The sequence below is a fragment of the Vibrio olivae genome (assembly GCF_042428525.1).
Lineage (GTDB): Bacteria > Pseudomonadota > Gammaproteobacteria > Enterobacterales > Vibrionaceae > Vibrio > Vibrio olivae.
In genome coordinates, this window is sequence record NZ_JBHMEP010000001.1 from 1,665,273 (window position 1) to 1,689,014 (window position 23,742).

Below are 23,742 nucleotides of genomic sequence, written 5' to 3' on the forward strand. Positions count from 1 at the left end.
GTCTTTGCAGTCATGACGTTCCAAGCTCATACTTAGAAGATTACATCCAAGCGGAGAGCCACAGTGCATCTAAGTCCTAATGATTCCAATCATTATCGCTATTTAACCCTACCCAATGGGTTACGCGCATTAATCATTCAAAACGAAGACGCACAAAAAAGTGCGGCAGCGCTTGCCGTCAATGTCGGTCACTTTGACGATCCTATAGAACGCCAAGGTTTAGCCCACTATCTTGAACACATGCTGTTTCTGGGCACCGAGAAATACCCAAAAGTGGGCGACTTCCAAAATTTTATTTCTCAGCATGGCGGGACGAACAACGCGTGGACCGGGACCGAGCACACCTGCTTCTTCTTTGATGTCAGTCCATCAGCATTTGAAAAAGCCCTCGATCGCTTTAGTCAGTTTTTCATCGCGCCTTTGTTTAACGAAGAAGCGCTCGATAAAGAGCGGCAAGCCGTCGAATCAGAATACAAGCTCAAGCTCAAGGATGACTCGAGACGCCTCTATCAAGTTCATAAAGAAACCGTGAACTCTGAGCACCCGTTTGCGAAGTTTTCAGTCGGTAATTTAGATACCCTAGGCGATCGCGATGGCCAAAGCATTCGCGATGAAATTGTGGATTTCCATAAAACCCACTACTCCGCCGATATCATGACTCTCACTGTCATTGGGCCTCAGTCGTTAGATGAGCTTGAGCATTGGGTCGAAGATAGGTTTAGCTTAATCGTAAACCAACACCACGCAGGTAAAGAGGTTATCACCAACTATAAACGCGGTGATGCATGTGGTGAGTTCGTTTATGTCGAACCGAGCAAAGAAATTCGTAAGCTTATCTTAACGTTTACTTTTCCCGGTATGGATAAGTACTATCAAACCAAACCGCTGTCTTATTTCGCTCACTTACTGGGTTATGAAGGTGAACACAGTTTAATGCTTGAGCTCAAAAAGCAGGGTTGGATAGTGTCATTATCCGCTGGCGGTGGCGTGAGCGGAAGTAACTATCGAGAATTTACCATTAGTTGCACCCTGACAACTCAAGGCCTTGAGCATGTCGAAGAGATTATTCAAGCGGTATTTCAGTATCTGAATTTAATTGAAGAGCAAGGCTTCGAAGAGTGGCGATATACCGAAAAACAAGCGGTACTTGAATCAGCATTTCGCTTTCAAGAACCGACACGCCCGCTCGATTTAGTCAGCCACCTCGTGATCAACATGCAGCACTACGCGCCACAAGATATTATATATGGCGATTATATGATGGCTGGCTACCAAGAAGCATTACTTAAAGAATTGTTAGGGTATTTCACTCCGAGTAATTTGCGTGCCACTTTAGTTGCAAAAGGCTTTGAACACGACAAACAAGCGGATTGGTACTTTACCCCCTACTCGATTACACCTTTTAGTGACGAACAAAAGTCACGTTTTCTGGCTCCAAACCTCCCGTTTGATTTTGAGCTGCCGCCACAAAATCCATTTATCAGCTATCAACTTGATCCCAATCCTGTTGAACGCGAGCAGCAGACACCAGAAATTGTCGAACAACTTCCCGGCTTCACCCTTTGGCACATGCAAGATGATGAATTTCGCGTCCCCAAAGGCGTGGTGTTTGTGGCCATTGATAGTCCACACGCGGTAGCGAACGTTAAGAACATCGTCAAAACACGGCTATGTGTGGAAATGTTTTTGGACTCATTAGCCAAGGAAACTTATCAAGCTGAAATTGCGGGGATGGGCTACAACATGTATGCACATCAAGGCGGAGTGACCCTTACTCTCTCGGGGTTTAGTGCTAAACAATCCGAGTTGATGAAAATGATTCTTGCCCGCTTCGCACGGCGCGAGTTCAGTCAAGAACGCTTTGACAGCATCAAAACACAACTCTTGCGAAATTGGCGAAATTCAGCACAAGACCGCCCAATTTCACAACTTTTTAATGCCATGACGGGTATTTTGCAACCTAATAATCCCCCTTACGCCGATTTGGTCACCGCACTGGAAGCCATAGACGTTGAGCAGCTTCCTGACTTTGTCTCGCATATTCTTAGTGAACTGCATGTTGAGATGTTTGTGTATGGTGATTGGACAAAAAATGATGCGAAAGCACTGGGTGATACCTTAAAAGATGCATTACGAGTAGAGAACCAAACTTATGAGGAATCTTTACGACCACTGATCATGCTTGGTGACAGCGGCACGTTCCAAAAAGAAGTGGAATGCGCTCAAGAAGATTCCGCCATCGTGGTCTATTATCAATGCCCAACCAGTGAACCTAGGGATATTGCGCTCTATTCTCTGGCCAATCATTTGATGTCGGCCACCTTCTTTCACGAGATTCGAACCAAGCAGCAACTAGGCTACATGGTTGGAACGGGTAACTTGCCATTAAACCGTCACCCAGGCTTGGTGCTCTATGTTCAGTCCCCCAATGCCGCGCCAACTGACTTAATTCGCTCGATAGACGAATATCTCAATGCCTTTTATTTGGTTCTATTGGAACTTAATGAGTATCAATGGCACAGCAGTAAACGGGGGCTATGGAATCAAATTGCTACACCGGACACCACACTCAGAGGTCGAGCGCAGCGCTTTTGGGTTGCCATTGGCAATAAAGATATCAATTTCGATCAACGAGAGCGCGTGTTAGAGGAGCTAAAATCTTTAACACGCAGTGATATGATTCGCTTTGTCGTCAATATATTAAAGCCTAGAACAGCAAATCGCTTAATTATGCATACCCAAGGAAAAGCCCATCAAGACGCAGAAAAACTCTCTTTGGGCCATGAAATCGGCTCGATTGAAGAGTTCCAACTGCGTCCCAAAGATACCGAACTTGGTTAGCTTTGTTCAGAAGCGACTATCTCACTCAAGGCGTATGGATGAAGTTTGATGCATACGCCTTGATGTTTGAATGCTATCGTTGGGTTAGCCAATCGTTCCCCTTCCCCTTGCGGACTTGATAATTTGACTTTCACATTAAGCTCTTCAAGCTGAGCCCAACGCTCAGCGAGTACAGGGAAAAGGGTCAATATCTCCTGCAAATAGTCGTCAACACTCTGAGCCTTGGAAGGCACCACAAACTCAATGTGCTCCCAACCTTGCTGAGGGTAGATTTTTCCAGTCGCAGGGTAAGGCAATTCCAAACACTCAATCGACCAAGAATCGGCGGACAGTGGGCTATCAAATTTCATCACGATGATCGGTCGGCCATTGATCACCGCTTGGGAAATGACTTGCCCTTGACTCGCCCATGCTTCGTGCGCCTGACGGGCTAAACTTGAATCATTAATTCTCAACGCGATATGGTCAGCTTGGTAGCAGGTTAAGTCGAGTCCAAGCAAGTCGCACAGCGTGTTAATTTTGCTTATAAATGGCGCTAGATTAGCGTTCATCTGCGAAGGCGTAAGCTGTTGCTGGTGAAGCGTCATTGTCATCATTGTGTTTCCAATCCACTGATTTGGGCGCAATACTAGCAAGTTAATCAGGAAAAGTAGAAAAAATCCGTTTTTACGCCCTGTATACCGCGCAAAAATATTGATATTATGAGCGCCATTTTTTCGAACATAAACAAAATATACATGCACATTAAACAGATGAATATTCTGCGATCTGAATAAAATTAATGTCCAATGTATAATAGAAACAATTCCCAAGAATTGAAGGATGCACGTGTGAATATCCAAGCACTTATTAACGATAAAGTATCTCAGGCTCTTGTAGCCGCTGGCGCGCCAGAAGGCAGTCCTGCTGCTGTTCGCCAATCAGCAAAACCTCAGTTTGGTGATTACCAGGCTAACGGCATCATGGGCGTCGCGAAAAAACTAGGTACCAATCCGCGAGAGTTTGCGCAAAAAGTCTTGGATGTTTTAGATCTTGACGGCATTGCAAGCAAAACTGAAATTGCTGGGCCCGGCTTTATTAATATTTTCCTGAGCACAGAGTTCCTCGCTCAGCAAGCTGAAACGGCATTAAACGATGAACGACTTGGGGTAGCACTAGACGCGCCTAAGACGATCGTTGCCGATTACTCTGCACCGAATGTAGCCAAAGAAATGCACGTCGGACATTTACGCTCGACCATCATTGGTGATGCCGTCGTCCGTACTTTAGAATTCCTTGGACATAATGTGATTCGCGCTAACCACATTGGCGACTGGGGCACTCAGTTCGGTATGTTGATTGCGAATTTAGAGCGAATCGAGCAAGAGTCAGGCAATGAAGTTTCTATGGAGCTGTCTGATCTTGAAGCTTTCTATCGTGAATCGAAAAAACTTTATGACGAAGATGAAGCATTCGCAGAAAAAGCTCGCAGCTATGTAGTTAAACTGCAAGGCGGCGATGCATATTGTGGTCAAATGTGGAAGAAACTGGTCGACATCACAATGATGCAAAACCAGCGTAACTACGACCGTCTCAACGTTTCTCTTACTCGTGATAACGTAATGGGTGAGAGCATGTATAACGACATGCTACCTGGCATCGTTGCAGACCTGAAGCAGAAAGGTTTAGCCGTAGAAGATGACGGCGCACAAGTTGTATTCCTTGATGAATACAAAAACAAAGATGGCGACCCAATGGGTGTTATCGTGCAAAAACGCGACGGCGCTTTCCTTTATACCACCACCGATATTGCCTGTGCCAAGTATCGCTATGAAACACTTGGCGCTGACCGTGTGCTTTACTTTATTGACTCTCGCCAACATCAGCACTTGATGCAAGCATGGACCATCGTCCGTAAAGCGGGCTATGTGCCAGAAGATGTGGCATTGGAACACCACGCGTTTGGAATGATGTTGGGTAAAGATGGCCGCCCTTTCAAGACACGCGCAGGTGGTACCGTTCGTTTGGTTGATTTGTTGGATGAAGCCGAAGAACGCGCCGCTCAGCTAATCGAATCGAAAAACTCTGATCTTGATGCGAACGAGAAAGAGAACATCGCCAAAACAGTGGCAATGGCTGCAGTAAAATATGCCGACCTATCGAAAAACCGTACAACGGACTACGTGTTTGATTGGGATAACATGTTGGCATTTGAAGGCAATACAGCGCCTTACATGCAGTATGCATTTACACGTGTTTCATCTATCTTCGCCAAAGCGGGCGTTGCAATGGATAACTTACAAGGCTCGATTCACATCAGTGAAGACAAAGAAAAAGCCTTGGTTGCCAAATTGCTGCAGTTTGAAGAAGCGGTTCAATCCGTTGCTCGTGAAGGTCAACCACACATCATGTGTGCTTACCTATTTGAGTTGGCTGGCCAGTTCTCAAGCTTCTATGAAGCCTGCCCAATTCTAGCTGCCAATGACGAAGAAACGAAGCAAAGCCGTATGAAGCTCGCAGCCTTGACAGCCAAAACCATCCAAAAAGGGCTATCGCTGCTTGGCATTAATACGCTAGAGCGCATGTAACACTCAGTTAAAGGTTGGCTCATCGCCAACCTTTTTCTATTCGACATTGTGAGAAATAACCATGAGTTTTGAACTTCATCCTCAATTGGTCAAAGACACCACTGTTGTTGGTCACTTTCCGCTTTGTATGGTATTACTGCACAAAGACCAATCTGTGCCTTGGATCATTTTAGTTCCTCAGCGCAGTGATTTAAAAGAGTTGCATCATCTGCCCATCTGCGATCAGCAGCAATTCCTGCTTGAGTCACAATCCGTATTTGAAGTGCTAGAAACGCAGTTTTCGCCAGATAAGCTCAACTTTGGCGCTCTTGGGAATATGGTGCCCCAGTTGCACATCCACCATATTGCACGCTTCAAAACAGACATCGCTTGGCCTGGTCCTGTGTGGGGAAATACTTCAGGTGTATTTCGCAGCGATGAAGAACAAACCGAGTTAACGTTAACAATGCAGCGCGCTTTGGCTCAGAATGAGACCTTCCAAACAGCGTGACAATTCTCGGTGCCTTGATGATAAAAAAGCAGCATTAACATGCTGCTTTTTTTGAGTAAACTTACATCGTTACCGTTAATGACAACCCATGACTTGGGTTAACCACATATCGAACGTTAGTCACTCGCTGATCGCGGTTAGTATCCACCATTTTAGATATTTGACCTTTACGAATCCAAACACTCAGCATGGCATCCACGCCATCTTCTGACAGACCGAACCGCTTCGCTAATTGCTTGCTACTTGCGCCGTGATGCTCAAGGATATATTGCTTTAACTCACTCAGAATCATACTGTTTGTGCCTCAAAGTGTTGCGCAGCACGGAGCCCTTGGCGCTTCATCCACCAGAAAATTGCACCGCTCGCTGCAACGATTCCAATCACCCAAAGGCCACTTGATAGCGGATGGGTAGTCAACTGCGATAACTGGTAGTACAGTGTCGCCCCTGCATAGGCAAGCCCCATAGTCCACACTGCAATAAAGCGCGCAAATTTAGCGCCAAATTCACGCACATATGCGCCCATTGCCGCAACGCATGGCGTGTAGAGCAAAATAAAGACTAAATAAGAAAACGCTGCATGTCCGCCGCTAAAATAGTGCTGCAAGTTACCAAAAATAGAAGCGTTAACTTGCTGATCCTCTGCCACTGAATCGGTGTTACTCAAATCTCCCACTTCAATCCCTAGAGGATCAGAAAAACTCAACGCAACCAAATTATCCGGTATAGACATGACCGCTTCGCTTAAGCTCGCCGCTAAATCGAACTCGCCATCATCCGCAGCATCATCTGGTGCGTATAAGTTGTTTAGCGTCCCAACAACGGCTTCTTTCGCAAATATTCCCGTAATCACACCAACAGTTGCAGGCCAGTTATCAGACTCAACACCAATCGGTGAAAGTATCGGCGTGACGACTTGAGCGGCACGTGACAAAACGGATTTATTCGTATCCTCATTACCAAAACTGCCATCAACTCCCAGTGAATTTAAGAAGCTCAGAATGGTCACCACGATAACGATGGTCTTACCCGCGCCCAGCATAAAGCGTTTAAGCTTTTGCCACGTTTTGATTAATACATTTTGTAATGTTGGAAACTCATAATTTGGCATTTCCATTATCAAGCTGTCACTCGAGCCTGGGTACAGTGTTTTCTTGAGAACAAGACCGGTAAATACCGCAGCCAAAATACCAAGTAAATACAAGGCAAACACAACATTTTGGCCACTGCTGGGGAAAAACGCAGCGGCAAAAAGCGCATACACCGGTAAGCGAGCACCACAAGACATAAATGGTGCCATTGATGCCGCCAATTTACGTTCGCGCTCTTGGTCCAAAGTCCGCGTTGCCATAATCGCAGGGACGTTACAACCAAACCCCAAAACCAGTGGAACAAACGCTTTACCGGGAAGACCAATTTTTTGCATTACTTTATCGAGTACAAACGCTGCTCGAGACATATAGCCTGAACTTTCGATAACGGCTAAGAACAGATACAAACAAGCAATAACCGGAACAAACGTTGCGACGGTTTGAATCCCTCCACCGATACCGTCGGCCAATAGCGTCACTAGCCACACAGGAAGGTGCTCATCGAGCAAATAATGTCCACCATCGACTAGGAGAGCCCCGACACCAATGTCGAAAAAGTCGATAAAAGCGCTGCCGATATTGATAGCAAACATAAACATGAGGTACATAATCAAAAAGAAGAACGGCACGCCAACCCACTTATTGAGTACCACACTATCGACACGCTCAGTCAAGTTATAGCTGGCTTTACCTTGCTCTCGACGAACCACTTTCAGCACTTGATGTATGTAGCTAAATTTGACATCCGCTACATGGAGATCGACATCCAATTGAAGTTGCTTACGCTGAGATTGGACAATATCTCGCTGTGGTTGAAGTAACCCGTTGAGAACTAAGCTGTCATTTTCAAGGGCACGAATAGCAAGCGCACGCGCACTGGAGATCTGGCCAACAAACAGAGACTTTAAGTTATTCGCCGCGTATTCAAAATCATCATGATAGTCGAGCGCCAACTCACTGAGAGTCACACCTTGAACGATGATTTTATGTAGCTTGCTCTTAAAGCGTTGGACCTGAGCGCGATCATTAGCTGAAAGGGAAAGCACCGGACACCCTAATGCTTGTTCAAGACCGGAAACATCCAGTACTTGGCGCTCGCGCTTTAAGGCGTCCATTTTATTGAGCACGACAATCATGGGACGTCCCAACTCGCGTAGCTGCAATGTCATATATAAACTGCGCTCTAGACAGGTAGCGTCAACAACGTTCACAATCAAGTTAGCAGGATGAGTTAACACCGCTCTAGACGCGATGGACTCATCGATACTATTGGCATCATTACCGCTATCCAACGCGTAAATACCCGGCAAGTCCGTAATTTGAAAATCATCCCCGCCTTGATGAAAGCGCCCGGTTTTTTTCTCGACCGTCACCCCTGCCCAGTTTCCAACTTGCTGTTTGGCTCCGGTCAATCCATTAAACAACGTGGTTTTACCACAGTTCGGGTTACCGACGGTCAGTAATTGATAATCCATTACACCACCTCAACATCGATTTGTTCCGCTATCGCATTGCGTAGCGCTAATGACACACCGCGAACCTGTACCTGAAGCGGATCACCAAACGGCGCTTTACGCAGAACGGTCACGTTGGTATCGGGCAGCATGCCCATAATCATCAATTTTTTGCGCACATCGCTTGTCATCTGAGCAAAACCACAAATGACGGCCGATTCGCCCGGTGACAGTTGGGATAGCTTCATAAACGGATTTCCAATAGCTAATGAGAAGGATTCTTATTAAGAATATGACCATTTAAACAGCAGGGTCTTGTCCAAAATCAAACTTTGCAAAATTAGACCGTTATTTACGTCAAAATGACTAACGTTAAATTCGTCAAATCTTGTTCTCTGTTACTGGTTGGTAAACCAAAATCACAAAACAAAATTACCAGAAATCAAAAAAGATAATCAAAAACAATGCGTTACAAATATGTCGTTTTTCTTATGTCACACTGGCGTTAAATTTATACGTTCATTCCTCACAACTTCTTATAGTCATTCTCGTGGAGGCCAAGTGGTTTCCTATTTAATTCCAGAGGTGATGTATCCACATCACTCCGGCAGCAAGCGAAGGTATCCTTGGTACCCGTGGTATAGTCCCCCGGCTATACCACGACATTTTTTCCCTTTCCTATTTCCCTTTCAGAAAGACTTTATTGCACTACAAACTGATACCACCATTCCCTCTTGTCATTGAATAGAACCCGACCTTGATATCGATAAAACATCGTGTCACCCATATGGCCATAAGAAAGATGTGTTGGAGTGAAGGGATATCCAGCAAGTACTAGAAAGGTTTATAGCACTTCTTGGTTTTCGACAAATTGGGAAGGAGAGACACCAAACAGTGCCTTAAAGCGCTGACTGAAATAGGAAGGGTCGTTGTAACCGCACGCGAACGCAACTTCAGAAACCCGTTCGCCATCGAGGAGTAATTGACAAGCGTGGTTAAGCCGAGTTTCATTTAACACATCTTTGAACGTTCTGCCGCTCAGTTGCTTGGATCGACGCTGAAGACTTCGCTCAGAAACGTACAGCAGCTTCGCCGCCATCACGGTAGTAAACTCAGGATCGGAGTAATGCTGGGCAATAAGATATTGTGCTTGTTCCAGCCAAGGGGAGTCTTGCTCAATCGCAACGTCAAAATTGGAATTCACGTCATCAGCAACGTCAATTTCGTCAAAAATAGTCGCGAGCCCCCAGCTTAACTCGATGATATTACGTTCATCGGAACTGTATATCTTCAGGCTTCCACCACTAACCAGAACTTGCTCACGTAGTACCTCCCAATCCGTCGGAGTCGAGTCTAATTCATCAATGCCTCTGCCTTGGTCATAGAAACTTAACCGCACACACTGAGCCTCGATATCCTGCTCAATTTTTACAGTCACAGATTGCTTTTGATAACATCGACGCAGTAGATTATTGATGAGCCCACTTAAAACTTGGTCTAACGTAAAGGCCTTGAGCATAATCCATACTGGCTCATTCTCTGAATGCTCAAGGGTAATGGCAATAGCATGGCGCTGTATTTCTTCGTGCCATACACTCAAGGCAGTTTTAACGATCGTCACTAAGTCAAACGCCGCTTTTTCGCCTTGTACGTCACTACGTGTATTTTCAAGCAATTCCAACTCGAGCGTCATGCGTTTAATAATATGCTCAATATCGTCACTACTGGTCGCGCGCCACACTTGTTTGGACAACCGTAGCTTCATGCGCGCCAGTAATTCTGACAACAGCACCTTCCTCACCTGAAGCTGCTTTTTTAACTGCTGATTTTGCGCTAACAGCTCTCTATCTTTGTGCATTAAATGCTGAGTTTTACGTGCCACCTCGGCCTGCATCCGCCGATGGTTAGCGGCGGCGACTCGGCTACGCCAGTAGAAACCAACCGCGAGTAGTGCGAGCCCTAAAGTAACCGCGCCGATAATGACAACACGTTTGAAATACCATGGCTCCACCACAAACAAACTGACACTAACCTCATCAGATACAACGCCATTAGGTAATAAATAGCGCACACTCAGTTGATAATTAGCTGGCGTTAAGTGACTAAGCGTTAGCAAGTTGCTATTGAGCGGTTGCCACGCTTGTTGGTCGGTTAAGCGGTACTCCAAGTTCGCGCTGTTTAACTGAGGTAATCCACCAACTCGTAGGCTGACCGAATCCCCCAGCCGGAGACGAATAGGACTATCAATTAATCCACCAAAATAATCTTGGTTTTGGTTGATCGTCATTTGGCTAATAATGAGCTTTGGCTGAGGTACGCTTTGCATGACCAATGGATAAGTACTCACTCGCATAACACCGGTCTGAGTAGCGAATAAAATATCGCGCTGGTCATCGACCGCATTCACACAAGCACTCGGTAAAAACTCGTTATGAATAACACCAAAAGGTGCCGAGTAATGGGCAAGCAACTGCCCAGACATATCATAACGACTAAGCCCAAACGAAGAGCTCAGCCATAAACCATCTTGGTTACGCACGACACATTGGGGCATCACCCCTTCTGCTGGCATCATCACGTCAGACAAAGAAAGTTGCTGCGTATCCAGCTGATAAATACCGTAATGGCCAACAGCCCAGAGTTGATGCTCACTAATATTAACCCACTGGCTAATACGACCAATTTTTTGAGAACCCTTAATGGTATGCACCGTCTCTCCACGAATAACAGAAATAGCGCTATCGCCACTTAACACCACCGTGCCATCTTGCGCCGCAAACAATTGCCACCGCCCTGCCTGTAAAGATTGAGGGTTGAGCTGAGAAAGATGCCATTGTTTAAGCGCCCCTGTCTCAAGCTGATAACGCCATAACACACTTTGTGTCACACCAAGGACATCGCCCGTAGACGTTATTTCGATCAAGTGAGTCGACTTATCTCTCAGCAAGGAGGGTAGGTTTCGCTGTGTGTTCAACACGCCACTGTCCGCATCAACGACTTTGACACCTTGTGATGTCGCTAACCATACCCATTGTTCATCTTCAGCATAATCGAACACTTTCCCAGAGTAGAACGTTTTAGCCTGTTGCCCGCTATGTTTGAGTTGATGTAAACCACTATCCGACAAAAACCAGTAGTGACCTTTGGTCTGCGCTAGCGATATCATTTCAGGGGTAAGCTGATGCTGGGCTTCATCAAACACTGGCTGAGCGTAGCGTTTGAATTGATCGCCAAACAATGAGTGGTATTGCACACCAAATTCTGTCGATACCCAGATACCCCCCTGACGATCATTGAGTAACGCATAGATATGTTCACCGCGTAATTGGTGCCCTTGGTGCGTGTCCCCCTTTAAATAATCGGTTTGCCCAGTGAACACGGAATAAAGATAGAGCCCTTTATCGCTTCCTATCCAATACGCGCCGTCAGATTCGATCATGGCAGTGACTTGCCCATGACCAATACGTTCAACGGGTTCATCACTACCCGAATCAACATCAATCACTAAAGCCCCGTCATCACTCCCAACCAATAACTCACGACGCGTTTTAGAGAAAAACAATTGTGATACCGGCCGCTTATTCGATGCGCTTACATAACGAAACCCATTCGACCGTGAGATATATACACCAGCATTGGTCGCTAACACCCATTCTCCATCGATATGTTGGGCATCATTGATAACAACATTCAACGCTTGATTGTATTGATATATTCTCGAGAGTGGATAGACATCAAGTACTTGAGTCTCGATGTAGTAAGCGTAAAACTGTGACTGATCGGTCAGCCACAAATACCCTTGCGAGGCACCGATCTGCGTAATTTCACTGCCTGGAGTAAGATTGAACTCGGGCTGACGCTCTCGTCCGGGAAGAAGACGATAGACCTCATTACCGACGAAGGTCCAAAAAGCGTGGTTTTGATAAGTGAGATGAGCGGTAGCGACATCGAACACAGAACCATTCTCAGGAAGCACGCCAACGCCATCAAAAACTTTGATACGATACTTGGCATCATGTAACCAAATACCGCCAGAAGGGCCGAGGAACAATTGGTTGGCAACCACAACTTTCCCTCGGTGCTGAGAAGGCAACGGATAAAAAACATGCTGCGCTGCTTGACTCGCGAAGCATAATAAAAATCCGCACAGCAAACCAAAAACTCGCAACAAGCTCGATGCCCTCACCCACAAAATAACGTGCACTCATTACCGAATGGTATTTTTTTGCACTGATAATTATCTTCTTTTGTACTTTATTCGTGGTAGGTTGTCAGCTTAAATACTGGCTTTTTTAGTGTTGGTCACATAGAAAAGGCTTAGTGCTTTTTATCGCAACTAAGCCTCCTAACTTACTGGCTTAAACAATCATTAAAGTGATTGGCAAGAGAATCAAGAAATACAAAGTAACTGCCGTCTGCAATGTTTATCTCTGTGCCTATCGGGTCGAGCGTGCCGATTCTCGCCTGAGTGCCACGCACAACAGACTCAACAATCGCGGGCGTGAACTGAGGTTCTGCAAAGACACACTGCGCATTACTGCTGCTCAGTGCGTTACGAATGGAGATGAGCGTTTTCGCGCCGGGCTTACGCTCAGGCGAAACAGTAAAGTGGCCTAGATTATTTAACTGATGATCTTTCTCAAAATATTCATAAGCATCATGGAAAACGTAATACCCTTTTTCACGCACAGGCTCTAGCTTAAGGTCAATCTCAGCAAATGTCTGATTTAGGTTGTCTTCAAACTCAGCCAAGTTTTTCTGATACTGCTCGCTATGCGTTGAATCTATGCTGATAAGTTTAGCCGTTAATGCGCGAGCCATCGTGAGCGTTTGTTCATGACCTAACCAAAAATGCGGGTTAAAGCGACCATGATCATGCCCATCTCCATGTTCGTGTTCGTGTTCGTGTTCGTGTTCGTGTTCGTGTTCATCATGATGCTCGAATTCAAGCAAATCGAGATGAGGAACCTCACTGATGGTAAACGTATTTTCTCGATTTTCTAGCGTTTTACTCAAGAATGGCTCAAGGGTTGGCCCAAACCAAATCACTAAATCCGCGTGATTTATTCTTTTCACATCCGATGGACGTAATGCATAATCATGGGGTGAGGTATTCGCCGCCAGCAATACATCGGGTTCAGTCACATTCTTTGTGAGTTCCTGAGTGATCATTTGAATCGGTTTAAAACTGGTTAATACCTGTTGGGCATAAGCCACCTGTGTGCCCAGTAGGCTCGTGACGATCAATAAAAATATCCGTCTCATAAAAATCTCATTACGGTAATATAGCGATAGCAAAGTCTAAATGTTATATTATAACATCATCAATTAGCAAGTGAGTTATCACCATGTCGACATTAGTCGAGCTAAAGAATATTCAAGTCCGTTTCGCTGATAAAACGGTTTTAGATAACGTCAGCCTAGAACTTGAACGCGGAAAGATCACGACGCTAATCGGCCCCAATGGGGCTGGTAAATCAACGTTAGTAAAAGTTCTTCTTGGGTTACAAACCCGTTTTCAAGGTCAAGTCGTCCGCAGTAAAGGTCTGCGCATTGGTTATGTGCCCCAGAAGCTAAAGTTAAACGAAACTCTGCCGCTCAACGTCAGCCGTTTTTTGCGCCTTGCTGGAAAATATAGCGACCAGGAGCTGACGTCTGCGTTAAAGTTGGTTGGGGCTGAACATCTTCATAATGCCAATATGCATTCACTGTCAGGCGGCGAAAACCAACGGGTGTTACTCGCGCGTGCCTTACTTCGTCGCCCTGATCTGTTAGTCCTTGATGAACCAGCTCAAGGTGTGGATATTCAAGGGCAGATGGATCTCTATGATTTAATTAACACCCTTCGTTATCGCTTTAATTGTGGCGTTTTTATGGTCTCTCATGACCTACATCTTGTTATGGCCAAAACCGATCATGTGGTGTGTTTACATCATCATATTTGCTGCTCTGGAGCACCAGATGATATTACCAAGCACCCTCAATACATCGCACTATTTGGGCAAGCTCGTCATGAGACGTTAGCGTTTTATCACCATCAGCACGATCATCATCACCATGACTTAGCGGGTCAACCAGTGAAAGGTGACGCCCAACAATGCTCTCATCATTTACACGGCCATCATAATGATTGAATTTTTACTTCCTGCCATTTTTGCTGGCATCGGCATCGCGTTGATTGCTGGGCCACTTGGATCTTTTGTTGTGTGGCGAAAAATGGCTTATTTTGGCGATACATTAGCGCATGCCTCACTACTTGGCATTTCCCTCGGCTTTCTCCTTGATGTGAATCTCTACCTAGCGTTAATTGTTTGCTGCTTAGGTTTAGCGCTTATTTTGGTTGGCCTGCAAAAGCAATTAGTCGTCGCGACGGATACCTTGCTCGGCATACTCGCCCACAGTGCATTATCTCTCGGATTAGTGGCTGTTAGCTTCTTAGATGATGTCCGTATCGATTTAATGAGTTACTTATTTGGTGATCTCCTTGCCGTGACAAGCCATGACTTAAGCTTTATCTATCTTGGCGTGGCTGTGGTTGGCGCCATCCTGTTTGCCTTTTGGCGCCCGTTACTTTCTACAACCGTTAACGAGGAGTTGGCAGCAATAGAAGGTCACAACATTGATCTGATGCGGCTGATTCTCATGCTACTCATGGGGTTGGTTATCGCCATAGGAATGAAGTTTGTGGGCGCATTGATCATGACTTCACTTTTAATCATTCCTGCAGCAACCGCTAGACGCTTTGCATCCAGCCCAGAAACTATGGCGCTGTTTGCCTCTCTGATTGGGGTTCTTGCGGTGTTTGGAGGGATTAGCATGTCTTGGCACTGGGACACCCCCGCCGGGCCTTCTGTGGTACTTTCAGCAGCGGCCATGTTTATTCTGAGTCAGTTTAAGCGCCCGGCGTTTTAAGTCGATACAGCGACAAAAAAGGCTTCCATCATTGGAAGCTTTTTTTTATTGGCTAAGTCAGGTTATGCACCTTCGTTATAGAGTTCTAAACTCGCAATTTCTTGCAGAATTTCACGCTCCAACTTGGAATCATCGTTGCGTAAGGATTCAAGAAAATCAAGGTACTGCTGATCAATATCGCCAGTGACGTATTCACCGTTAAACACAGAGGTTTCAAATTTCGCAATATCACGGTTGCCCATTCCAACTGCATCCACCAAATCGTCTAAGGTTTGGAAAATAAGCTCATCGGCACCAATTTGCTTACAAATCGCCTCACTGTCACGCCCATGAGCGATCAACTCGTTAGCGCTTGGCATGTCGATACCATAAACGTTCGGGAAGCGAATTTCTGGGGCTGCAGAGACCATAAAGACCTTCTTCGCGCCAGAGTCCCTCGCCATCTCAATGATCTGCTCAGACGTTGTGCCACGAACAATGGAGTCATCAACCAACAATACGTTCTTGTCTTTGAACTCGGAACGGATCGCGTTCAGTTTACGGCGAACCGATTTCTTACGCTGTTGCTGCCCCGGCATGATAAAGGTACGTCCAACGTAACGGTTCTTGACGAAACCTTGGCGGTACGGTTTATCAATCGCTTGCGCGATTTGCAGCGCAATATCACATGACGTTTCAGGGATCGGGATGACCACGTCAATATCAAGATGAGCGAAATCATTAGAAATACGATCACCAAGCTTTTTACCCATCTCTACACGCGCACTGTAAACCGAAATTTTATCGATAAACGAATCAGGACGTGCAAAATAGACAAATTCAAAGATGCATGGATTCAGTGATGGGTTATCAGCGCATTGTTGAGTAAACAGCTCACCTTCAAAGGTGACATACACCGCTTCGCCTGGCGCGATATCACGCATAAAATCGAATCCGACAGCATCAAGCGCTACCGACTCTGAAGCCACCATATACTCAAAGCTACCGTTGACTTCTCGCTTACCAAGGCACAATGGACGAATGCCATTGGGATCACGAAATGCCACCATACCATGACCAATGATCATCGCACTGACGGCATACGCACCACGAATAGTACGGTGAACACTGGTGACCGCACGAAACACATCTTCCGCTGTAACATTGCCTTTCACTGTATCAATTTCGTGCGCTAGCACATTCAGCAACACCTCAGAATCTGAGGTCGTGTTAATGTGGCGACGGTCTTTATCAAACAGTTTTTGGCGAACTTCTTGAGCGTTAGTGAGGTTACCGTTGTGAGCGAGGGTGATACCGAAAGGAGAGTTTACGTAGAAAGGTTGAGCTTCTGAGGCGCTCGAACTCCCTGCAGTTGGGTAGCGCACATGCCCTATTCCAACGGTACCTTGCAAGCGCTGCATGTGTTTAGCTTCAAAGACATCCTTGACTAAACCGTTCGCCTTTCGCAGACGAAAACGATTGCTATCTATGGTACAAATACCCGCAGCGTCTTGGCCACGATGCTGTAACACTGTCAACGCATCATAGATAGACTGGTTTACAGGCGTTGTGCCCACAATTCCGACAATACCACACATGTCCTAACCCTCGATTTTCGACATTTCTGGCGCGCTAAATCGCGCCAGATAGGAAACTAGATGTTGCTTGTAAGTGTTCAAAAAACGGTGCAATGATACGACTGAACTCAGGCACCAATTGCGATCCTTTCCACCACACTGTATCAGGAAACGTTGTAAACGCATCCATAAAAAACAAAGCCGCAGAGACAATCAAAATACCTCTTAAAGCACCGAACACAACGCCGAGTACTCTGTCCGTTCCGGACAAGCCTGTTTTTTGTACAAGCTGAGCTATCACATAATTAACGATAGCTCCTACAATTAACGTGGCAACAAACAAAGCAGCGATTGCTGCTGCGTTGCGAATGAGTTCGTCTTGGATATTGTAGAAATATACCGCGAGTTTCGCGTAATACTGGCTGGCAATAAAAAATGCCCCAAACCAAATCACCAATGACAAAGCCTCTTTCGCGAAGCCACGTACTAAACTGATCAAAGCCGATAGGCCGATCACACTCAAAATGACAATATCTAACCAATTCATGTCTATCTACATCTTAAGTTGGCGCGCATTTTAACAGAAAAAATGCTGACGCAAACGTTTTCTTATGGATTTAGTGGTTTAAATTTAAGCAATCGACCTTTGGAACCGGTAATTTTCTCCAATTCGGAAATTTGTCGTTCGAGCTTAGTCTTTGAAACATCAGGGCCTATGATCACTCGGGTATAGCCATTTTCCAACTTGGTATGAGCTTGATACCCTCGTTTCTGTAGATCTTCGATGAGAGTTTGTGCATTGTCCGCATTTTTTAGTGCCATCAGTTGAATGATCCAAGCGCTGTCTTTGTACTCATTGCGCTCTGGTACCTCTTTCACTTCAACCTCAAGTGGCTCTTGCGGCTTTTTCTGTGTAACCTGCTCTGGCGTCGAACTTGATTCTGTTGACGGTGCTTTTACCGTCGCCGACACCGGACTAGGAGGCAGTTCATTGGTATCCTCTTCAGGCTCTAAGACATCAAAATTTTCATTTTGGGCAATCTCTGGCTTAATTGGAATACTGTCTAAATCTTCCTGATAATGTGTTTTTTGGCCATCCAAAATATCAGGCAATACAATCACACCGATAGCAACCAGAACAATCGTTCCAACCAATCGATTTTGAAACTTACTCGCCATTTATTCTCCTTGTTGCTGCCAGTATTCAAGAATTTCACCAACAGTATGGAACGAACCGGCGACGATTATGACGTCGTCACTGCTCGCATTTGTCAACGCTGCTTTAAAAGCCGTTACTGGCTTTGCAAAAGCGATGAAGTCATCATCGAGATGTTCACACAGCTCACTCGCTTTCGCCGCTCTAGGCCCGGTTAAAGAAGCAACATACCAGTAAGAAGCAATGGGCTTTAACGCTTCAAGCGTTGATGCGATGTCTTTATCGTGGAGCATCGCAATGACCATCCGCACCTTACGGCCTGGATACTGCTGCGTAATTTTATCCGCTAAATATTGCGCTGAGTGTGGGTTATGGGCAACGTCAAATAGAACAACGGGCTCATGCTGAACAACCTGCATACGCCCAGCCAAACGAGCATTTTTTAAGCCGTTAACGATATTAATATCACTGATTTCTAAACCTGCACTCCCCAGCGCCATCAACGCCGTGGCTGCATTAGGCAGTGGTAACTGAGGAACAGGCAAAGCATCAAGTTGATAAGGACCACTGTTCCATTGCCAAGTCTGTTCGTCAATCTGCTGATAGTTGTACTGGATACCGACTTGATGCAAATCTGCGCCAATATCGTCGGCATGTGCTGCTACGGTTCCAGGCGCTTGCGGCTGTCCGCAAATCGCCGGTTTACCACTTCGAAAAATGCCCGCTTTCTCAAAACCGATGACATTGATGTCACTGCCCAACCAATCGACGTGATCGATGGCTAAACTGGTAATAACGGAAACATCATGTTCAACCACATTGGTCGCATCAAGGCGCCCCCCGAGTCCAACCTCAAGTAATACCACCTCAACCTTCTGCTGTTGAAAAAGACGAAGCGCAGCCAAAGTACCGAATTCAAATAAGCTAAGAGAAATATCACCGCGTTGATGCTCAACATAGACAAACGCGTCAATATGCGCTTGATCATCGGCATCTTGGCCATTAATGCGAACTCTCTCGTTATAGCGAATTAAGTGGGGAGAACTGTAGACACCAACCTTATAGCCAGCATCAAGCAAAATCGCTTCCATTAACGCACATGTTGAACCTTTACCGTTAGTACCTGCAACGGTAATAACACAGGGAGCCGGTTTAGTAAGTTCAGCGCGCTGGGCAACTTGAGAGACACGGTCAAGGCCGAGATCAATGGCGGAGGAATGAATAGTATTTAAATAATCAAGCCACATCGCAAGAGAGGATGTGGCTTGGGGACGTATAAGGGTTTGACTCATCTAACTAATAACCGAAATCTGCGGGCTGTGTCGTTAGGGTCTACTTTAACCTTTTTCGTCAGCTTCTGGTACAGTGTAAGGCGCTTCATTTGGAGAATCGTTCACAGAAACTACCAAAGGTGACTCATGAGCGGTCAATTTTGCCAATAGACCGGCAACACGTTGACGCATCTCACGACGATCGACAATCATATCAATCGCACCATGCTCAAGCAGGAACTCGCTGCGTTGGAAACCTTCCGGTAAGTCTTCGCGCACTGTTTGCTCGATAACTCGGCGTCCAGCAAAGCCAATAAGGGCTTTAGGTTCACCGATATTGATATCGCCCAGCATCGCCAAGCTTGCCGAAACACCACCCATTGTAGGGTCGGTCATCACCGAAATAAACGGTAGGCCTTTCTCAGACAAACGCTCAAGTGCCGCACTGGTTTTCGCCATTTGCATCAATGACATCAAAGCTTCTTGCATTCGCGCACCGCCACTGGCAGAGAAACAAACCAAACCGCTTTTTTGCTCAATGGCCGCTTCAACAGCGCGCACGAAACGTGCACCAACAACTGAGCCCATAGATCCGCCCATAAAGGAGAATTCAAAGGCGCAGGCAACGACAGGCAAACCGTGAAGTTCCCCTTTCATCACAACCAAGGCGTCTTTCTCACCACTGCTCTTTTGAGCAGCAGAGATACGGTCTTTATAACGCTTAGAGTCTTTGAATTTCAGCTTATCTTGCGGCTCGAGTTCGTCGGCTAACTCAACACGATTCGCTTCGTCCAAAAAGGCTTCTAAACGACGGCGGGCTTTCATACGCATGTGGTGACCACATTTTGGGCACACCTCAAGGTTACGTTCTAGCTCCGCATAGTAAAGCACCTGTTCACAGGAGGTACATTTAGTCCAAACACCTTCAGGGATGGACGCTTTACGTGAACTAACAATGTTGCTTTTCTCTAAAATCTTTTCAAGCCAACTCATGGAAGACCTTTTCTCTTAATTCTCTCTCGGCGATCGAGAGATAAAAATTCTGAATTTACGCGTGGAGAATTAAAGCATATAAACAGCCAAGTGTGGACAAAAAACTGGTTGTACCTATTTCCTGTATTGATATCTCAACCACTATTAACTCAGACATTTATCCCCAAATTAGTTCAGGTTATCTGGTAAAAATAGCGGGCCAATAGGCACTTGAGGTAAACCAAATTGTTCCGGGTAATCCACATCAACTAAATATAGTCCACCTGCTTTCGCTGTCGCGCCAGCGAGTTTTCTATCTTTTTGATGCAGTAACCACTCTATCCACTCAGGCGCTTGTTCTCCACGCCCGACGACGATAAGACTACCAACGATATTTCTGACCATATGATGGACGAACGCATTTGCTTTGATATCGACCACCACATAATCACCATGACGAGTCACATTTAAATGCATGACATTGCGCCATGGGCTTCGAGACTGACAGTGTACAGCACGAAATGATGTAAAGTCATTTTCGCCCAACAAATATTGTCCAGCCTGATGCATGCGTTCCACATTAAGCTCTCCGTGATAATGGCTGACGCCATCGTTTAATATGCCGGGTCTTAATGCACTGTTATAAATAATGTAGCGGTAACGGCGGGCCGTTGCAGAGAAACGAGCATGGAATTCATCGTCAACGTCTACAGCCCAACGAACGGCAATATCTGATGGCATATTGGCGTTGACTCCCATCGTCCACGCCACCATTTTCCGAGATGCGTTAGTCTCAAAATGCACCACTTGTCCGGTGCCATGCACACCGGCATCCGTCCGTCCGGCACATTGCACTTCAACGGGATGATTGGCCACTATAGTCAGCGCCTTTTCAAGCTCTTGTTGTACGCTGTTCACGTCACGCTGACGTTGCCAGCCAAAATAGTGTGCTCCGTTGTATTCAATGCCTAACGCTATCTTCATTTGCTACATCTCACTGAAAATTGGGCCGAGAAGTATATACGTTCTCAGCGCTAATGATAAGGGGGCTTCTCGCCCCCTTATTCAACTCAGATTAACGGCCATGAATCGCATCTATTAGATTTTTCGCCTCACGGCGAATGCTATCACTTCCATCCACAATTGCTTCTTCGAGAAGCTTAATCGCACCTTGAGGATCGTTCATTTCAATGTATATTTTGGCTAAATCCAACTTACCCGCAGCCTCAGAATTCGCATCGACATCGGTATTATCACCGATATCACCAATCACGTCTGGGAAGTCATTTAAACCGACATCCAGCTTCAGATCGTCATCCGTTAGCATCGAGTCCTTTTCAGCCTCTTCGACTTCAGCCATCAGTTCATCGATGGTGCGGTAGCCTTTGGTATCCGCTTCAACTGACGGGAGATCATCTTGAACGCCCCAGTCTTCATCTGTCGCTTGCGGCTCTGACAGTTCATCATCGTTCCAGATACCTTGTTCTTCTTCTGGTATCTCATCAGGAATTTCAGCTTGCTGCTCGGGCGATAAGTTAAAACCATTCCAGTCCTCACCCCCAACTTCTAACATCGCATCGAGATCCATGCCTGCGCTATCAGAAATTTCATCATCCATAGGACGATTAAAGTCAAACGAGTGCTTCGAGGGTGTTTCTTCTTTCAGTAGCTCGTTGAAGGTTTGTTCATCGTAGTTTTCGACTGGCTGCCGACGTTCATTATGCTGCTCGACATTCTCAGGCTTTATCTCTGATGGCGGCGCGTCTGACTCTATACTTGGCGTGTCCTGCTCTGGCTCATCGGCATCGGCTAAGGCTTGCTCTTCGCCGTACTCAGGCAGCTCAAGATCGTCAACGTCAAACTCATCTTCCGCCGCGCTTTGCGGCGCGTCTGTCTCTGCACTTGGCGCGTCCTGATCTGGCTCATCGGCATCGGCTAAAGCTTGCTCTTCGCCGTACTCAGGCAGCTCAAGATCGTCAACGTCAAACTCATCTTTCGCCGCGCTTTGCGGCGCGTCTGACTCTGCACTTGGCGCATCCTGCTCTGGCTCATCGGCATCGGCTAAAGCTTGCTCTTCGCCGTACTCAGGCAGCTCAAGATCGTCAAAATCAAACTCATCTTCCTCGGCGCTTTGCGGCGCGTCTGGCTCTGTACTTGGCGTGTCCTGTTCTGGCTCATCGGCATCGGCTAAGGCTTGCTCTTCGCCGTACTCAGGCAGCTCAAGATCGTCAACGTCAAACTCATCTTCCTCGGCGCTTTGCGGCGCGTCTGTCTCTGCACTTGGCGTGTCCGCATCTAGCTCATCGGCTAAGGCTTGTTCTTCACCGTACTCAGGCAGTTCAAGGTCGTCAACGTCAAACTCATCTTCCTCAGCGCTTTGCGGCGCCTCTGGCTCTGCACTTGGCGCGTCCTGTTCTGGCTCATCGGCATCGGCTAAGGCTTGCTCTTCGCCGTACTCAGGCAGCTCAAGATCAACGTCAAACTCATCTTCTTCGGTGCTTTGCGGCGCGTCTGTCTCTGCACTTGGCGTGTCCGTATCTAGCTCATCGGCTAAGGCTTGTTCTTCACCGTACTCAGGCAGTTCAAGATCGTCAAAATCAAACTCATCTTCCTCAGCGCTTAGCGGCGCTTCCGGCTCTGCACTTGACGCATCGGAATTTTGTTCAATATCAGGTGTGGTTTCTGGGGCTGATTGCGGCGCCTCCTCAAGCTTTTCAGCGAAAGGAGATTCAGGTGCATCATCAAACTCCCAATCTTCATCTTGTGGTGTACCGAATTCGTTGGCGACTGGCTCTGGACGAGGTGCTTCTGCTTCTGCTTCTGCTTCTGCTTCTGCTTCTGCTTCTGCTTCTGCTTCTGCTTCTGCTTCTGCTTCTGCTTCTGCTTCTGCTTCTGCTTCTGCAAGAGTATCCTCACCCTCGATTTGAGGGTCAAACTCAAATTCATCATCACTGTCGCCTGACGACTCAGATGATGGCGATTCGAATTCCTCGGCATCAGTTGACGCCTGTTGGTCTTGAGTTGCAGACGGTTCTAACTCACTCGGCTCAACGTCACTCTTGGTTGATTGAACATCAGCTTCTTCCGATAACTCAGACGGCTCAATGTCTGTCTTATCCTGACTTTCCTGAGACTGGACATTCGGCTCATCGTCGACATCAATCGGAGACAGATCATCCTCAGATAGCGCCTGCTGATCAGAAAGCTCTGGCTCCTCAATCTCACTTGCTGCGTCCTCTTGGTTGTCCGACTGCCCAGCCACATCCGGTACTGGCTCATTTTCCAGCTCAGATAGGTCAGACTGAGGTTCTGATTTTGGCTCTGGCTCTGGCTCTGGCTCTGGCTCTGGCTCTGGCTCTGGCTCTGGCTCTGGCTCTGGCTCTGGCTCTGGCTCTGGCTCTGGCTCTGGCTCTGGCTCTGGCTCTGGCTCTGG

The 23,742-nt window shown here is 46.5% G+C and carries 18 protein-coding genes; 5 read left to right on the plus strand and 13 right to left on the minus strand.

Features of this window, described 5'->3' with window-relative positions; all coding sequences use genetic code 11:
* Positions 1 to 63: 63 nt before the first annotated feature.
* Positions 64 to 2,841 carry an insulinase family protein gene (locus tag ACFFUV_RS07635; protein WP_390190947.1) on the plus strand — a complete coding sequence of 926 codons (2,778 nt, stop codon included), beginning with the start codon at positions 64 to 66 and terminating at the stop codon, positions 2,839 to 2,841.
* Here the strand turns inward: ACFFUV_RS07635 and ACFFUV_RS07640 are convergent.
* Positions 2,838 to 3,434 carry a VOC family protein gene (locus ACFFUV_RS07640; protein ID WP_390191883.1) on the minus strand — a complete coding sequence of 199 codons (597 nt, stop codon included), beginning with the start codon at positions 3,432 to 3,434 and terminating at the stop codon, positions 2,838 to 2,840. The genes ACFFUV_RS07635 and ACFFUV_RS07640 overlap by 4 nt on opposite strands.
* 237 nt (positions 3,435 to 3,671) lie before the next feature.
* Between ACFFUV_RS07640 and argS the strand changes: the two genes are divergently transcribed.
* Together argS and ACFFUV_RS07650 are read left to right on the plus strand one after the other, a co-directional pair.
* Positions 3,672 to 5,408: an arginine--tRNA ligase gene (gene argS, locus ACFFUV_RS07645; protein ID WP_390190948.1), complete on the plus strand. Its 1,737-nt coding sequence runs from the start codon at positions 3,672 to 3,674 to the stop codon at positions 5,406 to 5,408.
* A gap of 61 nt (positions 5,409 to 5,469) precedes the next feature.
* A complete protein-coding gene (locus tag ACFFUV_RS07650) occupies positions 5,470 to 5,898 on the plus strand; it encodes an HIT domain-containing protein (RefSeq protein WP_390190949.1) in 429 nt (142 codons plus the stop codon).
* Between the two features lie 61 nt (positions 5,899 to 5,959).
* Here the strand turns inward: ACFFUV_RS07650 and ACFFUV_RS07655 are convergent, their stop codons facing one another.
* The 5 genes from ACFFUV_RS07655 to znuA form a co-directional block, all read right to left on the minus strand.
* Positions 5,960 to 6,190 carry a FeoC-like transcriptional regulator gene (locus ACFFUV_RS07655; RefSeq protein WP_390190951.1) on the minus strand — a complete coding sequence of 77 codons (231 nt, stop codon included), beginning with the start codon at positions 6,188 to 6,190 and terminating at the stop codon, positions 5,960 to 5,962.
* Positions 6,187 to 8,463, minus strand: coding sequence for a Fe(2+) transporter permease subunit FeoB (gene feoB, locus ACFFUV_RS07660; RefSeq protein WP_390190952.1), 2,277 nt, complete (start codon positions 8,461 to 8,463; stop codon positions 6,187 to 6,189). Before feoB ends, ACFFUV_RS07655 begins: the two co-directional genes overlap by 4 nt.
* Positions 8,463 to 8,690, minus strand: coding sequence for a FeoA family protein (locus ACFFUV_RS07665; protein WP_390190954.1), 228 nt, complete (start codon positions 8,688 to 8,690; stop codon positions 8,463 to 8,465). Before ACFFUV_RS07665 ends, feoB begins: the two co-directional genes overlap by 1 nt.
* A gap of 596 nt (positions 8,691 to 9,286) precedes the next feature.
* The gene (locus ACFFUV_RS07670; RefSeq protein WP_390190956.1) at positions 9,287 to 12,508 is read right to left on the minus strand and encodes an AraC family transcriptional regulator; all 3,222 of its coding nucleotides are present in this window, start codon (positions 12,506 to 12,508) and stop codon (positions 9,287 to 9,289) included.
* A gap of 284 nt (positions 12,509 to 12,792) precedes the next feature.
* Positions 12,793 to 13,707, minus strand: a complete 915-nt coding sequence (gene znuA / locus ACFFUV_RS07675) for a zinc ABC transporter substrate-binding protein ZnuA (RefSeq protein WP_390190958.1) — start codon at positions 13,705 to 13,707, stop codon at positions 12,793 to 12,795.
* Positions 13,708 to 13,790: 83 nt separating this feature from the next.
* Here znuA and znuC point away from each other — a divergent pair, with 83 nt between their 5' ends.
* Together znuC and znuB are read left to right on the plus strand one after the other, a co-directional pair.
* Positions 13,791 to 14,576 (plus strand): zinc ABC transporter ATP-binding protein ZnuC, encoded by a 786-nt coding sequence (gene znuC / locus ACFFUV_RS07680; RefSeq protein ID WP_390190959.1) that lies wholly within the window; start codon positions 13,791 to 13,793, stop codon positions 14,574 to 14,576.
* Positions 14,569 to 15,354, plus strand: coding sequence for a zinc ABC transporter permease subunit ZnuB (gene znuB / locus ACFFUV_RS07685; RefSeq protein WP_390190961.1), 786 nt, complete (start codon positions 14,569 to 14,571; stop codon positions 15,352 to 15,354). Before znuC ends, znuB begins: the two co-directional genes overlap by 8 nt.
* Before the next feature lie 62 nt (positions 15,355 to 15,416).
* On the opposite strand, the gene purF is transcribed toward znuB, so the two are convergent.
* The 7 genes from purF to ACFFUV_RS07720 form a co-directional block, all read right to left on the minus strand.
* Positions 15,417 to 16,931, minus strand: coding sequence for an amidophosphoribosyltransferase (purF, locus tag ACFFUV_RS07690; RefSeq protein WP_390190963.1), 1,515 nt, complete (start codon positions 16,929 to 16,931; stop codon positions 15,417 to 15,419).
* A gap of 34 nt (positions 16,932 to 16,965) precedes the next feature.
* Positions 16,966 to 17,457: a CvpA family protein gene (locus ACFFUV_RS07695; protein WP_390190965.1), complete on the minus strand. Its 492-nt coding sequence runs from the start codon at positions 17,455 to 17,457 to the stop codon at positions 16,966 to 16,968.
* Positions 17,458 to 17,519: 62 nt separating this feature from the next.
* On the minus strand, positions 17,520 to 18,089 hold the full coding sequence (locus tag ACFFUV_RS07700) for an SPOR domain-containing protein (protein ID WP_390190967.1): 570 nt from the start codon (positions 18,087 to 18,089) through the stop codon (positions 17,520 to 17,522).
* Positions 18,090 to 19,358, minus strand: coding sequence for a bifunctional tetrahydrofolate synthase/dihydrofolate synthase (gene folC, locus ACFFUV_RS07705; protein ID WP_390190969.1), 1,269 nt, complete (start codon positions 19,356 to 19,358; stop codon positions 18,090 to 18,092).
* A gap of 45 nt (positions 19,359 to 19,403) precedes the next feature.
* Positions 19,404 to 20,330 (minus strand): acetyl-CoA carboxylase, carboxyltransferase subunit beta, encoded by a 927-nt coding sequence (gene accD / locus ACFFUV_RS07710; RefSeq protein ID WP_390190971.1) that lies wholly within the window; start codon positions 20,328 to 20,330, stop codon positions 19,404 to 19,406.
* A gap of 168 nt (positions 20,331 to 20,498) precedes the next feature.
* The gene (gene truA / locus ACFFUV_RS07715) at positions 20,499 to 21,293 is read right to left on the minus strand and encodes a tRNA pseudouridine(38-40) synthase TruA (RefSeq protein ID WP_390190973.1); all 795 of its coding nucleotides are present in this window, start codon (positions 21,291 to 21,293) and stop codon (positions 20,499 to 20,501) included.
* Between the two features lie 91 nt (positions 21,294 to 21,384).
* Positions 21,385 to 23,742: FimV/HubP family polar landmark protein (locus ACFFUV_RS07720; RefSeq protein ID WP_390190975.1), on the minus strand; the 2,358-nt coding region annotated here is incomplete at its 5' end.